The organism is Rufibacter latericius, from assembly GCF_003721515.1.
GTDB classification, from domain to species: domain Bacteria; phylum Bacteroidota; class Bacteroidia; order Cytophagales; family Hymenobacteraceae; genus Nibribacter; species Nibribacter latericius.
The window spans coordinates 139,911-155,698 of the sequence record NZ_RJJD01000002.1 but is presented as its reverse complement, the minus strand read 5'-3'; the positions used below and the strand labels follow the sequence as shown (position 1 = coordinate 155,698).

The 15,788-nt window shown below is 49.7% G+C and carries 11 protein-coding genes; 7 read left to right on the top strand and 4 right to left on the bottom strand.

Annotated features, from left to right (window positions below):
- Positions 1-23: 23 nt before the first annotated feature.
- Positions 24-515 (top strand): hypothetical protein, encoded by a 492-nt coding sequence (locus tag EFB08_RS04580; protein WP_123125752.1) that lies wholly within the window; start codon positions 24-26, stop codon positions 513-515.
- Between the two features lie 123 nt (positions 516-638).
- Here the strand turns inward: EFB08_RS04580 and EFB08_RS04575 are convergent, their stop codons facing one another.
- Positions 639-2,831 carry a glutamine synthetase III family protein gene (locus tag EFB08_RS04575; protein WP_123125751.1) on the bottom strand — a complete coding sequence of 731 codons (2,193 nt, stop codon included), beginning with the start codon at positions 2,829-2,831 and terminating at the stop codon, positions 639-641.
- A 245-nt stretch (positions 2,832-3,076) separates the two neighbouring features.
- Here EFB08_RS04575 and EFB08_RS04570 point away from each other — a divergent pair, with 245 nt between their 5' ends.
- On the top strand, positions 3,077-4,924 hold the full coding sequence (locus EFB08_RS04570; protein WP_165864801.1) for an LTA synthase family protein: 1,848 nt from the start codon (positions 3,077-3,079) through the stop codon (positions 4,922-4,924).
- A gap of 297 nt (positions 4,925-5,221) precedes the next feature.
- A complete protein-coding gene (mtaB, locus tag EFB08_RS04565; protein WP_123125749.1) occupies positions 5,222-6,541 on the top strand; it encodes a tRNA (N(6)-L-threonylcarbamoyladenosine(37)-C(2))-methylthiotransferase MtaB in 1,320 nt (439 codons plus the stop codon).
- 52 nt (positions 6,542-6,593) lie between these two features.
- Here the strand turns inward: mtaB and EFB08_RS04560 are convergent, their stop codons facing one another.
- Positions 6,594-7,643 (bottom strand): bile acid:sodium symporter family protein, encoded by a 1,050-nt coding sequence (locus EFB08_RS04560; RefSeq protein WP_227006214.1) that lies wholly within the window; start codon positions 7,641-7,643, stop codon positions 6,594-6,596.
- 505 nt (positions 7,644-8,148) lie between these two features.
- Between EFB08_RS04560 and EFB08_RS23425 the strand changes: the two genes are divergently transcribed.
- The 3 genes from EFB08_RS23425 to EFB08_RS04545 all read left to right on the top strand — a co-directional run bounded on the left by EFB08_RS23425 (position 8,149) and on the right by EFB08_RS04545 (position 11,601).
- Complete coding sequence (locus EFB08_RS23425) at positions 8,149-8,304, top strand: hypothetical protein (RefSeq protein WP_165864800.1); 156 nt, start codon at positions 8,149-8,151, stop codon at positions 8,302-8,304.
- 81 nt (positions 8,305-8,385) lie between these two features.
- Positions 8,386-10,827, top strand: coding sequence for an outer membrane beta-barrel protein (locus EFB08_RS04550; RefSeq protein ID WP_123125747.1), 2,442 nt, complete (start codon positions 8,386-8,388; stop codon positions 10,825-10,827).
- 126 nt (positions 10,828-10,953) lie between these two features.
- Positions 10,954-11,601 (top strand): OmpH family outer membrane protein, encoded by a 648-nt coding sequence (locus tag EFB08_RS04545; protein WP_227006213.1) that lies wholly within the window; start codon positions 10,954-10,956, stop codon positions 11,599-11,601.
- 70 nt (positions 11,602-11,671) lie between these two features.
- Here the strand turns inward: EFB08_RS04545 and EFB08_RS04540 are convergent, their stop codons facing one another.
- Positions 11,672-12,997: a chloride channel protein gene (locus EFB08_RS04540; RefSeq protein WP_123125745.1), complete on the bottom strand. Its 1,326-nt coding sequence runs from the start codon at positions 12,995-12,997 to the stop codon at positions 11,672-11,674.
- A 111-nt stretch (positions 12,998-13,108) separates the two neighbouring features.
- Positions 13,109-14,344: an ABC transporter permease gene (locus tag EFB08_RS04535; protein ID WP_123125744.1), complete on the bottom strand. Its 1,236-nt coding sequence runs from the start codon at positions 14,342-14,344 to the stop codon at positions 13,109-13,111.
- A 128-nt stretch (positions 14,345-14,472) separates the two neighbouring features.
- Between EFB08_RS04535 and EFB08_RS04530 the strand changes: the two genes are divergently transcribed.
- Positions 14,473-15,744, top strand: a complete 1,272-nt coding sequence (locus EFB08_RS04530) for an asparagine synthetase B (protein WP_123125743.1) — start codon at positions 14,473-14,475, stop codon at positions 15,742-15,744.
- Positions 15,745-15,788 lie beyond the last annotated feature (44 nt).

The window sequence follows — 15,788 nt, the reverse complement described above, 5'->3', positions numbered from 1 at the left end:
AGCATCAAAAAAAACCGATTCATATGCCCGTCCCCTTTCTACAGAGAAGCCATGTGTTTGCCGTTCAGGTGCTGCGCAAAGCCGGGTTGAAGTTAAGTCAGATCCCAAAGGCAATTCAGGTTACCCGCGACACCGTGGAGCAATGGATTCAAAAAGAACTGGAATCTGGCAATGCCCAACATGTGCTTCTGGTACTTAAAGGACAAGTTCAGGAGAAAGCCCCTAAGTTGCTACTAAATAAATTAAAAGACATGTTGTTGGTGCGACTCATGTTGCACCTCGGCATTAGAGGTGCCCTGGCGACAAACGTGGTTGGCTTACTCCTGCCTTTTGTGTTGAAGCGTGTGTATGACCTTGCCCGCCAAAATCCAAAGATGCAGGCCTGGTGGCAAGAACAGGAGTGGCGGCAACAGATTCCCTCAGTTGAAAAGATTAAATCCAGAATTCAGCAGGCAGGAAAGAATTTTGCTCCCGGTCTCCAAAAGCCCGATGGGGATCAGGCCTTGTTTATCTAAAGTTGTTGGTTCTAAACTGAAATGATGTTTTAGGAGGCGTTTCGCGTAAACAAGCCCTAAACAGATTATAAATAAAAAGCCCCTGCGTTTCGGCAGGGGCTTTTTATTTATAAGTAATGAAGATTAATGACGGAACATCATTTCACGGTATTTCACCAATGGCCATTGCTCATCGGCAACAATCAGTTCAAGTTTGTCTACGCTGTACCGGATGGTCTCAAAGAAAGGAAGCACTTCATCGGTGTACATGATGGCCCGCTCGCGGGTGTCTTCAATCTTATTGGCCACTTTGCGTTTCTCAACCATGGCATCTACGTTCGTCTTGATGGTAGTCAAGTGACCGGAGATGGTTTTGATGGTTTCAAGCGTGGTTTGCGTGTATTCGTTGTCTTCCAGCCCAATGTCGCGCAGACCTTTGATGTTCTCCACCAATTTGGTCTGGTAAGCAATGGCGGTTGGAATGATGTGGTTCATGGCCAGGTCACCCATCACGCGAGCCTCAATCTGCACCCGCTTGATGTAGTCTTCCAGCAAAATGTCATGACGGGCGTGTAACTCGCGTGTGCTGAAGATGTTGTGCTTGGTGAAGATGCCCATAGAGACCTCATCTACCAATTTGTCCAGAGCCTGAGGGGTCTTGCGGATGTTGCTCAACCCACGGCGTTCTGCTTCTTCTTCCCACTCTTTGGAATAGCCGTTTCCTTCAAAACGAACGGCTTTGGAAGAGATCACGTACTCGCGCAACACGTCAATGATTGCCACTTCTTTTTTCTTGCCTTGGGCCATCATCTCATCCACGCTGTTTTTGAAGTCGATCAACTGATCAGCCACAATGGCGTTGAGGGTGGTCATGGCGTTGGAGCTGTTAGCTGATGAACCTACCGCGCGGAACTCAAACTTGTTACCGGTGAAGGCAAAAGGCGAGGTACGGTTACGGTCGGTGTTGTCCAACAGGATTTCGGGGATCTTATCGATGCCCAGTTTAAGGTACACGTTATCGCCTTTGTCAAGCGGCAATTTAGCGGTACGCTCCAGTTCATCCAGCACCTCAGTCAATTTCTTCCCAACGAATACTGACATGATTGCCGGAGGAGCTTCGTTGGCGCCCAGACGGTGGTCGTTGCTGGCCGAGGCGATGCTGGCGCGCAGCAGATCCGCGTAGCGGTGAACCGCCTTTACAGTGGTAATAAAGAACGTCAGGAACTGCAGGTTTTCTTTCGGACGACGGCCCGGGGCGAACAGGTTCACGCCGGTGTCGGTGCTCAGGGCCCAGTTGTTGTGCTTGCCGCTTCCGTTTACGCCTTTGTAAGGTTTCTCGTGTAGCAATACCTTAAAGTGATGCTTCTCGGCAACACGGTCTAAGATATCCATTAACAACTGGTTATGGTCTACGGCCAGGTTGGCTTCTTCAAACGTAGGAGCACACTCAAACTGGTTTGGCGCCACCTCGTTGTGACGAGTACGCAAAGGAATTCCCAGCTTGTGCGACTCCGCCTCGAAGTCAATCATGAAGGCGTGCACTCTTGAGGGAATTGCTCCGAAGTAGTGGTCTTCCAACTGCTGGCCTTTGGCTGGCTCATGACCGAACACGGTTCTGCCGGTCATCACCAGGTCAGGACGGGCTTCGTACAAAGCACGGTCTACCAGGAAATACTCCTGCTCAATACCTAAGGTAGTAGTCACCTTGGTTACGTCTTTGTCAAAGTACTGACAAACATCCAGGGCGGCTCTCTCTACCAGGTTCAAGCTTTTCAGCAAAGGTGCTTTAAAGTCAAGAGCCTCACCGGTATAGGAAACGAAGATGGTAGGGATACAAAGGGTCTTAGCACCCGCATTTTCAATAATAAAGGCCGGAGAGGTTGGGTCCCAGGCGGTATAGCCACGGGCCTCAAACGTATTCCGGATACCGCCGCTCGGGAAGGAAGAAGCATCTGGCTCCTGCTGAACCAGGGCGCTACCTTTAAAAACTTCCAGGGCACGTCCGTCTGAGCTTAGGTCAAAGAATGAGTCGTGTTTCTCGGCGGTTTCACCGGTTAATGGCTGAAACCAGTGGGTGTAGTGGGTAGCTCCGCGGCTTAACGCCCAGGTTTTCATGGCCCCGGCCACGGCATCGGCCAGGTTACGGTCTACTTTGCTGCCGGTTCTGATGGCAAACTGCAGACGTTTGAAATAGTCCCCTGCCAACGTTGAACGCATGGCCTCCAGACCGAAAACGTTACATCCATAGTAATCAGAGATTTTGTCAGAAGGTAGCTTCACCTCTACTGGCTCGCGTTGGTTTACCAACTCCAGCGCCTTAAAACGAAGAATGGCCATGAATTTTTATGGGTTTAATGAATCTGCTCCAAATGTACAGAGAGAAAAACAACTTTCAAGTAGTCACTCTCATTTTTAAGGTACTTTTTGAAAAATAAAGCTAAAACTACCAGAAACCACCCTTCATTTTGAAGTAGTTTATCAGAATAGATGCTCATAAAACCAAATAGCCCCCTTTCACAAGAAACCCCTTTATAGAAAATACCTCTTTTTTGCAGATGCCCTACAAGCGGTATATTTGCCGGGTGAAAAGAATCCTTCTACGATCTATCAGCTACTTTCTCTTCTGGACCCTCTTCTTTGAGATATGCCGGGCCTTTTTCCTTTTTTACCAACACACCAAAGCTACTACCCTCACAGGGGCTGAATTGGCCAAAGTTTTCTGGTACGGTCTCCGGATGGACCTCTCTTTTGCTGCCTACCTGAGTGTGATCCCCTTTCTGCTCTTTTTAAATGAGGTGGCTTTCAGAAAGCAGGTCTTTTTGAAAATAGCCTCAGTTTTCACCTATGTTTTGCTGCCGGTAGTGGTGTTACTGATCACCATTGACCTGGAACTATACTCCGCCTGGGGGTTCAGGCTGGATTCCACGCCCCTGCAGTACCTGAACACGCCCGCCGAAATGCTGGCCTCTACCGCATCGGCCCCGGTCTGGTTATTGGCTCTTATGTTCCTGCTGTTGCTGGTTTTGGGAATTTTGGGGTTCCGGTTCATCAAAAGCAAGTGGGAGAACTCACCAAAACGTGGAATGAAACATCTGGCCGCCGAGTTGCTGGTGAGCTTTTTTCTGGTGGCTTTGTTGGTACTTCCTATCAGAGGCGGATGGCAGCAGATTCCCCTAAACCAGAGTGATGTGTATTTCTCTTCCAAGCTATTCGCGAACCATGCGGGTGTCAACGTGCCCTGGAACGTAATGCATTCACTGATCAAGAAGAACCATAACACCCAAAACCCTTATCAATATTTAGACGAAAAACAGGCTCAGGCCCTGGTGCAGGAACTCTACCAGCCCAAAAGCGATTCTGTTCCTTCTTTGCTGAAGGTGAAGAAACCAAACGTGCTATTCATCATTCTGGAAAGCTACACCGCCAAGTTCATCGGGGTGTTAGGCGGACCACCAGAGGTTACTCCCAACTTCAATGCCCTGGCCATAGAGGGTATTCTGTTCCAGAACATCTATGCCGCCGGCGACCGAAGCGAGAAAGGCATGGTAGCGCTCCTGAGTGGGTACCCGGTGCAAACCACCACCTCCATCATCAAAACCCCTAAAAAGACGGAGCGGTTGCCCCAACTGGCTTCCGAGTTGAAACGCCGGGGGTACCAAACCAGCTATTACTATGGAGGCGAGTTAGCCTTTGCCAACATTAAGTCGTATCTCATTAATGGGCAATATGACCAACTGCTGGAGAAATCTGATTTCAATAGCGAGGATTACAACTCCAAATGGGGCGTGCATGACCACATCCTCTTTGACAAAGTCTTAGCCGATCATCAGAACCCTCAGCAGCCTTTCCTGACCACGGTGTACACCCTAAGCAGCCACGAACCCTACGACATTCCGGTTCAGGCCAAGTTCCCGGGAAACGATGAGGAAACCCGTTTCAAGAACTCCTTCCACTACACCGACTGGGCTTTGGGCCGATTCATTTCAGCCGCCAAGAAAATGCCCTGGTGGCAAAACACCCTTGTAGTGCTGGTGGCAGATCACGGACACCATTTCCCCGGCGGAGACCAGAACGATGCCCCAAGCAAATTCAGAATTCCGTTGCTGCTCACGGGGGGTGCTTTAGCCGTAAAAGATACCGTTGTCTCCAACATCGGTTCCCAAACTGACCTGGTTCCTACGCTTTTGCAGCAGATGGGAATTCCCACCCACCAGTTTGCCTGGAGCAAGAACCTTTTTGATGCCAAGGCTAATTCCTTTGCCTTTTATGTCTTCAACGATGGTTTCGGGATGGTTTCACCGCAGGGCGCTGTGACCTTTGACAATGTTTCTAAAAAGCCAATCCTGCGCGAAAAAGGTGTGTCAGACAAACAAATAGAGCAAGGAAAAGCCTACATGCAAACCAGTTTCGGAGACTTCCTTAAGAAGTAGTTGCTGTTGGCTGGTAAACAGTGAAATATTGTTTTAGGCATTGTTTCTAAAAACCAGCTTTAAAGCAGCGTAACTTTACAGGGGATGATATAATGGTAGGGGCACCACTTGTGGGTGCCTTTTTCTTTGGCAATTAAAATCAAAGTTTAACTGACTACAACACCAACTTCTTACCAATTAATTGATTTGTTTTAAACCCGATTTTCCTAAAATTTCCCCAGAACAGGCCACAACGAAACACTAAGAACCAAACACTATCAACTATTTCCCTATTCTCCGTACCTTTGTGGCTTGATTATGAAAAAGGTAGCATTTTATACATTAGGCTGTAAGCTCAACTTCTCTGAGACGTCTACCCTCTCCCGGATTTTCCAGGAACGTGGGTACGAGAAGGTGGAGTTTACCGATACCCCAGATATCTACGTCATCAACACGTGCTCTGTCACCGACAACGCCGATAAGAAGTGCCGCAAAGTGGTGAAAGAAGCGCTCAAGCATTCGCCTAACGCGTTCGTGACCATTGTGGGCTGCTACGCTCAATTAAAACCGAAGGAGATTTCCGAGATCCCAGGTGTGGATGCTGTTTTGGGCGCCGCCGAGAAATTTCAGTTGGTAGACATTCTGGACGGTTTTGAGAAGAAAGACGCACCGCAGGTTCATGCCAGCGCCGTTTCAGAGGCCAATACTTTCGTGAACGCCTACTCCTTCGGGGACCGTACCCGCACTTTCCTGAAAGTTCAGGATGGCTGTGACTATTCATGCACCTTCTGCACCATTCCGCAGGCTCGCGGCAAGAGCCGCAGCAACACCATTGAGAAAGTGGTCGCCGAAGCCTGCAGAATCGGGGAATCCGGGGTGAAGGAGATTGTGCTTACCGGCGTTAATACCGGTGATTTCGGGTTGCAGGAGGGTGTGCGCAAGGAAAACTTCTTCCAGTTGGTGCAGGCTTTGGACCAGGTGCAGAACGTAAACCGCTTCCGGATTTCGTCCATTGAACCTAATCTTTTAAGTGAAGAGATCATCCGATTTGTAGCAAGTTCTCAGCGCTTTATGCCGCACTTCCACGTTCCGCTGCAATCAGGCAGCAACAAGATTCTGAAGCTGATGCGTCGCCGTTACCTTCGTGAACTGTATGCCCAACGGGTAGAATGGATCAAAGCCGCTATGCCGCACGCCTGCATTGGGGTTGATGTGATCGTGGGTTTTCCGGGCGAAACGGAGGAGGATTTCCTGGAGACCTACAACTTCCTGAACGGATTAGACATCAGCTACCTGCACGTGTTCCCCTACTCAGAGCGCGCCAACACCATGGCCATCGAGTTGCCGGGCGTGGTGCCGCAGAAAGAACGGAACCGCCGCGCCGACATGCTGCGTATTTTATCCGAGAAGAAGAAACGCGCTTTCTACGAAAGCCAGATTGGGTACGAAGGGAAAGTTCTGTTTGAAGCCGACATCACCGATGGCTTTATGGAAGGTTTCACCGAAAATTACGTGCGCGTGGTGGCTAAATATGATCCGGTGCTGGTGAACGAGCAGAAACACGTTCGCCTGACCAACATCACCCCGGCTGGTTTAATGGAAGCCGAGGAAACCTACCATGAACTGTTGGCTCACTAAGCCCAAAAGAAATAAGAAAGCCCGGCAATGTACTTATTGCCGGGCCTTCTTTTTACTCGTCGTTCCTTTCTGAATTTTCCTTTTGCGCCATCTGCTGGGCGAGAACGCTGGCGGCAATCAACTGTAGGGCATGGTACAGCATGAGCGGCAGGAGAACGATCCCCACAATGTTTACATCGGGGAAGATTACTTTAGACATAACCGTTCCGTGCACCAACGATTTTTTTGATCCGCAGAAGATGGCAGTGATCCGGTTTTCGCGGCTGAATCCTAAAAAGGAGCTTAAAACGTGGATGAGCCCGAACACAAGGAAAAACAAAACCACCATGGCCAACCCTAGCAGCAAAAGTTGTCCGGCACTAAAACCCTGGAACATCTGGCGGGCAAAAGACTCACAGAACGAGGAATAGACAATGAGCAGGATGATGGTTTGGTCAAACAACCGAAGCCTGCTTTTCTGTTTCTCGGCAAATGCCCCGAAGCGCTTGTGCAGCAAAACCCCCAAAGTCACCGGCAAAAGTACCTGCACCATCAGCTTGAGAATGATGCTTCCCAGATTCATCTCGGCGGTAGAGCTGGTGCTCATATATAAGCCCATCCAGAGGGGCGTCATGAAAACCCCGATGAGGCTGGAGATACTGGCATTGAAGATAGCAGACGGAATATTGCCCCCGGCAATGGATACCATCACCACTGAAGAGGATACCGTGGAGGGAAGCGCCGCCACATAGAAAACGCCCAGCCACAAAAGTTGGTGTTCACTACCAGGCCAAAGAAGGTGAGCCACGTACACCAGCAACGGAAAAAGCAGGAACGTACTCAACTGTACTACCAGGTGCAGGCGCCAATCGCTGAGACCGGCCTTCAGCTTTGTGGGGCTTAACCGAAGTCCATAAAAAAAGAAGATGAGAGACACGCCCCAGGTAGTAATTTCCTCAAGGGGCAGCGGACCGTCTTCGGCACCTATTGCTGGCCAGGCATAGGCCAACAGAATCATGGTCAGCAAGGCCAACAGGAAACCGTCTAATCCGAACCGTTTGGTGAAGGTAAGCACCCGCTCGTGCACGGGAATCAGGGCCACTCCTTTTCTTTCTGTCTCCAAAATATAAAGTAAGGCTTCAACGGGAAAGAATCCTCCCTTCCGTTTTCGCCGCGTTTTTGTAAAATCGACCTATAAATAGGAGTACGTATTCTTTAAGTAAAGTTTTAGAACCAAGCCGCCTCTTTTCTTTTGGGTTTCTACCTTTTGTCTTTCCTTCATTTCTCTGAAGCAGCACCGCGCCCAACTGTTCCTTCTTTCAGTCATATTAGTTGGCAAAGCCACCACTTAATTCAGAGAATGAACAAGTACCCTGCTCTAGGCTTCTTGCCTTTTAAGGTTTAATCAGCTGTCCTATTCTGGAAGAAAAAGGAGTCAACAGTAATTTTTGCCTTGTTCTTTTAAGGCCATTTTGGAAAAAAGGCCCCTAATTCAGGTTTAGGGCAGCTTTTATATAGTGGAACAAAATATTTTCAAAATATTTCCACTAGTACCTTGCTTTACATAGTACCTTCTGATATCTTTGTTTCATTCTTAGAAATAAATGCAACTAAATCAATCTATAACCATGGAAAACCTAACCCTTCTCCAGCTCTTATTTCAGGTATTATTATTCCTGTGCTCCTTTACAGCGGTTGTTTTCGGGTATGTGTTCCTGACCTCGGGCCATGGTGCGGGGAACTCTAAAAAGCTGTTCACCAGCCAAGACCATCTTCTGCTGTAGCCTTTTGGCTTTTTTTTTACCCATGTACCTTGCATAACCTAGTACTGTATATAACCACCACCCCATAAAATCCATACCGTTATGAAAAAGTTTTATCATTTCCTGCTCTTATTAGCCGCTCTGGCTTTCCTGACTCAGGCCGCCCTGGCCCAAACTTCCGGCGCATTGACCGGCCTGGTGGTAGATGACAAAGGCGCTCCCCTCAGCTACGGCACCGTGGCTTTGCTTAAGGCCTCAGATGCCTCTCTTCTCACCGGCACCGCCATTGACCTGGAAGGAAAATTTACCCTTAAAGCCCCCGCCCCCGGTAAATACCTTCTGCGCATCAGTGCCATGGGTTTTGCCAACCAAGACCTGGCACCTTTTGAAGTAACCGGTGCAGGCTTTAGCAAGGATTTCGGGAAAACGGCCTTAAAGCAGGATTCCAAGGTTTTAAAGGAAGTGACCATAAACAACCTGCGTCCGGCGGTAGACGTGCAAGCCGATAAAATGGTGGTGAGTGTGGAAGGAACCGCTATGGCTGCCGGAAACACCGCCTATGATGTGCTGACCAAATCGCCGGGGGTATGGGTAGACCAGGACGGGAATATCCAACTGAACGGAAAGCAAGGGGTGAAATTGATGATAGACGGAAAGCTGACCTACCTGAACGGAAAACAACTGCAAACCATGCTGCAAGGCATGCCCGCCGATAACCTTAAAAACCTGGAGATCATCGCCAATCCGTCTTCTAAGTTTGATGCCGAAGGTACCGCGGGCATCATCAACATCAACCTGAAGAAAAACACCATGACCGGCCTGAACGGCAGCGTATACGGCGGTTACCAGAACAACACCAAAAGCGGCGCGAACGGCGGACTGAACCTCAACCTGAAACAAGGTAAATGGAGCTCCTTCGCTACCGTAGATGTGGCCCAGCGCCCAAAGAAAAGAACGTTCACCATGAACCGGATCTACAACCAGGAGGGCGAAAACTCTTACCTGACTTCCTCCGGGAAAGAGGAAGGCACCACCTTTGCCCCATCGGCCCGTTTTGGCACCGACTATGATCTAAACAAAAACCATAGCCTGGGCGCCAGCGTCAACCTTGCGCACTCCCGCACCAACGCCGGTGTGAACACCAACTCAACCATTGTAGACCCCAAAGAAGAAGGTGCCATCTTCAACCAAACTACCACCCACAACAGAGGTAGGTTCAACAGCATCTCTTTCAATGCGCACTACACCGGAAAATTAGATACCCTGGGCACCACCCTTTCGGGAGATATTGACGTGGCGCGCATCTCAGACACCAGCCCTAGTGACTACCTCAACAACAGAACCTTTGACTATAAGCCCAACACTGAAACAGACTTTTTTGAAACGGTGAACCCAACTTCTTACCAGATCTACTCAGCCAAGGCAGATTACGCCCGTTCTTTCCCCAGCATCAAAGGCAAACTGGAACTTGGGGCAAAAGTAAGTTACGTGGAGTCTGACAACCAGATTGACTTCTTCGCTAAAGAAGGTTCCCAGCGCGTTCCTGATGCCAATCGCCCCGGAGATCACTTCATCTACGACGAGAACATCTATGCCGGGTACACCAACTTCAACGCCACTTTGAATTCAAGATTCACCTTACAAGCAGGGCTTCGGGCAGAATACACAGATTCTAAAGGGAATTCCATCCCGAACCAGCGCGTGACTCCCCGCTCCTACCTTGATTGGTTCCCCAGCGTGTTTGTGCAGCAGAAGGTCTCAGACAACTACACCATTGGCTACAACTACAGCCGCAGAATCTTCCGTCCGCGCTACAGCAACCTGAACCCTTTCCGGTTCTACATTGACGCGAACACCTACGCCGAGGGGAATCCTTACCTAAGACCTGAGTACACCAACTCTTTCCAGGTGACCCAGACCTTTAGAAAGAACTACAACCTGATCATCGGCTACGCCCATACCAAAGACGATATCTCTGAGGTTCCTACTTTCTATCCAGAGGAAAACAAAATGATTTTCCAGCAGAGCAACGTTGAAAGTGAAACGGTAAACGCCACCTTGGTTGCTCCTGTGACGGTCTCCTCTAAATGGAACATGAACAACAACTTCACGGTAGCTCACCAGATATACAACACCCTTGTGGATGGTAAAACCCTACGGAACGCGCAAACCATGTTGATGGCCCAGATCAGCAACAACATCTTACTGCCCAGAAACTTCAAACTGGAGGTAAACGGAAGCTACCGTGGCAAAGGAGTCTTCAACGTGTACACCACCAAACCAGCCGGCTGGGTAGATGTGGCGGTGAAACGCTCCTTCCTGAAAGAACAACTGGAAGTGAACCTGGCTTTGACCGATATTTTCAGGACCCAGGTAATGAAAGGCACCTCAACCGTGAATGGAAGCTCCAACATGATTGACATGTACCACCACGGACAAAGCGTACGCCTGAACCTGCGCTACCGCTTCAACAAAGGCGAAAAATTTGAGATGAAGCGTCGTAACGGCAGTTTAGATGAGGTGAACCGGGCCAGCGGAAATTAATCTTCTTGTCCCCTACATTCCCGGGCTTACGATAATTTTCTTAAATTGGGTCCCTAATCCCTGATCAGGAGCCACGAAAAGATCTTCGTGGCTCCTGATCATATTTTAAAACCTTAATAATTGACTGTGAGCGTATCTAAAAAGCTTCTCTTATTGGCTGTGTTATCAGCTTCCTTTGCCGCCTGCAATAAAGATAAGGCAACCACTCCTACCACGGCCACTAAAACCGAGGCCACTACCGCCCCTGAAAGTACCGCCGCCGCTGATGAAGAAACCACCGAGGCTGCTCCTGAAGTACCCGAGATTGTTTTCGTGAACTCTGATTCGCTTTTGAGCCGCTACCAGTACTTCAAAGACGTAAAAGCCCGTCTGGAAGCCAAAGGAAAAAGAATGGAGACGGACCTGCGTACCAAAGCCACCGGTTTCCAGAGAGAAGTGGAGCAATACAGACAAGCCGGTGCGGGCATGACCCAGGAGCAACGAGCCGCCACGGAACAACGCCTGGCCCAGAAAGAGCAGCAACTAGCCGCCCAGCAACAGAGCTCTGGTCAGCAGTTAGCCAAAGACGAGAACGATGAGATGAAAAAGATCTACGAAAGAGTAGAGGCCCATCTCAAGAAAGTAAGCAAGGAGAAAGGCTATAAAATGGTCCTGACCTACACCCGCGGTAACAGCGCCATCCTGTACGGAGACGCTACCCTGGACATCACCGAAGATGCCGTAAAAGGCTTGAACGAGGAATACAAAGCAAACAAACCCGCTGCTAAGAAGTAATTTCTTTTTGAGATAATTTGAAAGCCTGACTTACGTCAGGCTTTTTTTGTGGCCTTTTTAGAAAAACACCTCAAAAAACCCTACGTCTGATCCCTGAAAGCCTAGAACCCGTCTCGCGTGCATAAAGCGGGTGCTTGCTGCTCTCCACCACCTGGGCTCCATAAATGCCTGTGTGCCCTGAAAACAAGTACGCCACTACACACGCCAGCCCCACGTAAATGCCGCAGCCAGTGCCAAACAATTCCATGCCCATGAGCGTGCAGGCCAATGGAGTATTGGCGGCAGCCGCAAAAACGGCCACAAAACCCATGGCAGCCAATAGTTCTAGCGGCAACGGAAGCCAGGGGAACAGCGCATTTCCCAAAGTAGCACCTATGAAAAACAAGGGTGTCACCTCTCCCCCTTTGAACCCACAGCCCAAGGTAAGAACAGTTAAAGCGAGTTTAAGTAAAAAGTCATAGGACGGCAATTGCTCAGAAAAAGAGGCCACAATGGTAGGAATGCCCAACCCGATGTACTTGGTGGTTCCCAATCCCCAGATGATCATAGCCAAGACTGCTCCGCCCACCAATGGCCGCAAAGGGGCGTACCCAATGCTCTTTTTGAAGGTGTTACCAATCCAATGGGAAGCCCAGGAAAACAGCCGGGCAGCCATCCCGAAACAAATACCAGCCAACAAGGTGGCCCCCATAGTCCAAACCGATAGCGATGGCACCTCTACCACCGGATACAAAGTATGACCCACGCCCCAGGCGGTAGTCACAGTATGCGCTATCAAAGCCGCAAGAAAAGAAGGAATTAAGGCATTGTAGCGCATGTGCCCCAGCAGGAATACCTCCAAGGCAAATACCGCTCCGGCCAAGGGCGTCCCGAAGACCGAGGCGAATCCCGCACTTACCCCGCAGATCAGAATGATCTTCCGGTCACGGGGTCGTAATTTGAAGAAAGGCGGTAATTGATCGGCGAGGGCCCCGCTCATTTGTACCGCGGTTCCTTCGCGTCCGGCCGAGCCTCCTACCAAATGGGTAATTAAGGTGGCCCCAAGTACCAGGGGTGCCATCACCAAAGGAATTCTTTTACAAGAAGGCATTTGAATGCTTTGCAACAACAGGTTATTGCCTCCTTCGGCTTCTCTGCCCCATTGGTGATAAGCCCACCCAATCAGGAAACCTCCTAAGGGTAAAAATGCAATGATCCAGGGATGGGTTTCGCGGTACAGGGTGGCTTTATCCAACCACGTGAGAAACAAAGCCGAGGCGCTGCCTGCCATTAGGCCCACCAGAAAAGCCAATCCTAACCAACGGAATAGGTACTTCAGGTTCAGGAGAAAATCCAGCGGAAAAGAACTTTTAGAAAAAAGAGCCCCAGTGAAGAGTTTCTTGTTGAACAGGGTCATGCTGGTTCTGTAGGTAATTCGTAAAAAAGCAATGTTTTCTTTGGCCCATGAAAGACCTAAGAAAACATTGCCGAAGGTTAAAAGAATAAAATAGGAACTGGAATGGGTCTCCTATTCATAGCGGAGTGACTCAATGGGATCAAGTTTAGAGGCTTTGTAGGCGGGATAGTAGCCCGAAACCAGCCCTACGGTTATACAGATGAGCATACCCACGATCATCCATAGCCAAGGAACAAAGAACTCCCCTTTCCCGATGAGCATGGCAATGCCGTTGCCCATCAAGATACCCAATAAAATACCCACTATTCCACCCAGAACGCAAATCACAATAGCCTCAATCAGGAACTGCAACCTGATCTGCTTGATGGTGGCCCCCAAGGCCTTTCTGATCCCTATCTCCCGGGTACGTTCGGTTACGCTTACCATCATGATGTTCATCAACCCGATGGAGGCGCCCAGTAGGGTGATAAAGCCTACCAGAAAACCACCCGTTTTAAGGTAACCGGTGATGTTGTTTAACTCTTGTTCCACTGAATCGCTGCGGGTAATCTTAAAGGAATCTTCCTGTCCTAACTGGTCTTGCCGCACTTTACGCATAATGCCGGTTGCCTCCTCCATGGCAAAGGCCAGGCTGGACTCATTCAGGATGGCGGACTTAATCTCAAAGGTCAAAGGATTTGGCGTAGGAATTTGGGTGGCTGTTTCCAGCGGGATGATGATGCGGCGGTTACTTCCGCCTCCGCCTAAACCACCGCCCGTACTTTTGATCTTCCCTATGACTTTGAACCTGCGGCCCATCAGGATCATGCTTTTGCCTTCGGGGCTTTGTTTCGGGAAAAGCTTTTCAGCCACTTCATCGCCAATGATAGCCACCGGTGCCCCACTTTCAATCTCCAGGTTGGAGAAAGGACGGCCAAGTTCCAGGTCATAGTTCTCGTTCACCAGGTAATTCTCATCGCCGCCAATCAAACCCATGTTGGGGTTGGTCTTGATACTGCCTGCTTTCACAGAAACGTTTCCGCTGACCCAGGTAGACAAACTCACCCGGGCTTTGTCGGCCATAAGCTCTTTGTACTGGCGGGCCTGGAACTCTGTGATGTTGGGGTACACCTTGTTTTGCCGACCACCCTGCATGCCGCCGCCCTCCCATTTCTTCTCAATGTCAAAGGAATTAGCCCCTAACGAAGAAAATGTGCTGGAAACGGAATACTTGATGCCCTCAATTGCCGTTAGAATACCTACCAAAGACATAATCCCGATGGAGATGATAAGGGCCGTGAGCACCGTACGGAGCAAATTGCCCTTGATAGAGCGGAAACCTTCCTTTGTGTTTTCTAAAAGATCCATGTTATCTCTGAAGCCTGTACCGGTACCCTATATGTGTCGTACAAGTGAGCTCTTTCTTACTTTTATAAAAGTAATGGTTTTCCTGTTTATTGCCCGTTTTTCTTAAATTCGTTCCAAACCCATTCCTGATGAAGAATTTGCCCCGGATTTTATTTCTTCTGCTGGTCTTGCAGTTGGTGTCTACGGCCAGTTGGGCCTCTTACCTGCTCCTGCCTATGGATGAAACCCAGAAAAACCACCTGAAAGCCTACGGGTTGGCATATTGGGCCCTCCAACGGCAGGTGGAGGTAGAATGGCTGTTGAATTACAAGGGCGGCGCTTTTGCCATGAAACAGGCAAACCCTATTGAAAACGAATTGGTGGTACGCGGCATCACCTACCAGGCCATCTCTGATGCGCAGTACAGCCAGATCCTAAGCCAAATCGCGGCCCCTGAATCTAACATGGACGTGATGAAACTGGAGAAGGCGCCCAAAATTGCGGTGTATTCCCCTAAGTCAAAACAGCCCTGGGACGATGCCGTGACCTTGGTGCTCACCTACGCCGAGATTCCCTACGACATTGTCTATGACCCTGAAATCCTGGAAGACAAACTGCCGAAATACGATTGGCTGCACCTGCACCACGAAGACTTTACCGGACAGCACGGAAAATTCTATACGGCCTTCCGGAACGCCCCGTGGTACATAGAGCAGAAACGCGAGGCAGAAGCCACCGCTAAGCGCTTCGGGTATGCGAAGGTACCCCAACTGAAAAGCGCCGTGGCCCAACGCGTAAGAGACTTCTGCGCCGGCGGAGGCTTTATGTTTGCCATGTGTTCGGCCACTGACACCTATGACATTGCCCTGGCGGCTGTGGGCCTGGACATCACCGAGAGCATGTTTGACGGCGATGCCTCAGATCCTCAAGCCCAACAGAAGCTGAACTTCGGGAACACCTTTGCCTTCAAGGACTTCACCCTCATCAGAGACCCTTACCACCCCGAGTTTTCCAACATTGACAACTCGCAACTAGAGCGCGGCCTGCGGGAGAACAATGACTTCTTTCAGCTCTTCACGTATTCGGCCAAGTGGGACCCCATTCCTACCATGCTTACCCAGAACCACGTCAAAACCATCAAAGGCTTTATGGGCCTGACTACCGGTTTTAAGAAAAAATTGATCAAGTCTGAGGTGGTGGTGATGGGCGAAACCAAGTCCATTGACGAAGCCCGTTACATTCACGGAACCTTCGGGAAGGGAACCTGGACTTTCTACGGAGGCCATGACCCCGAGGACTACCAGCACTTCGTGGAGGAGGAACCCACCGATCTGTCTCTCTACCCCAACTCTCCCGGATATCGGTTGATCTTAAATAACATCCTGTTTCCAGCCGCTAAGAAGAAGAAACAGAAAACGTGATTCATTGCTGATTGTTTTTTTGTTGGTTTTAGGTGGTTTTACCA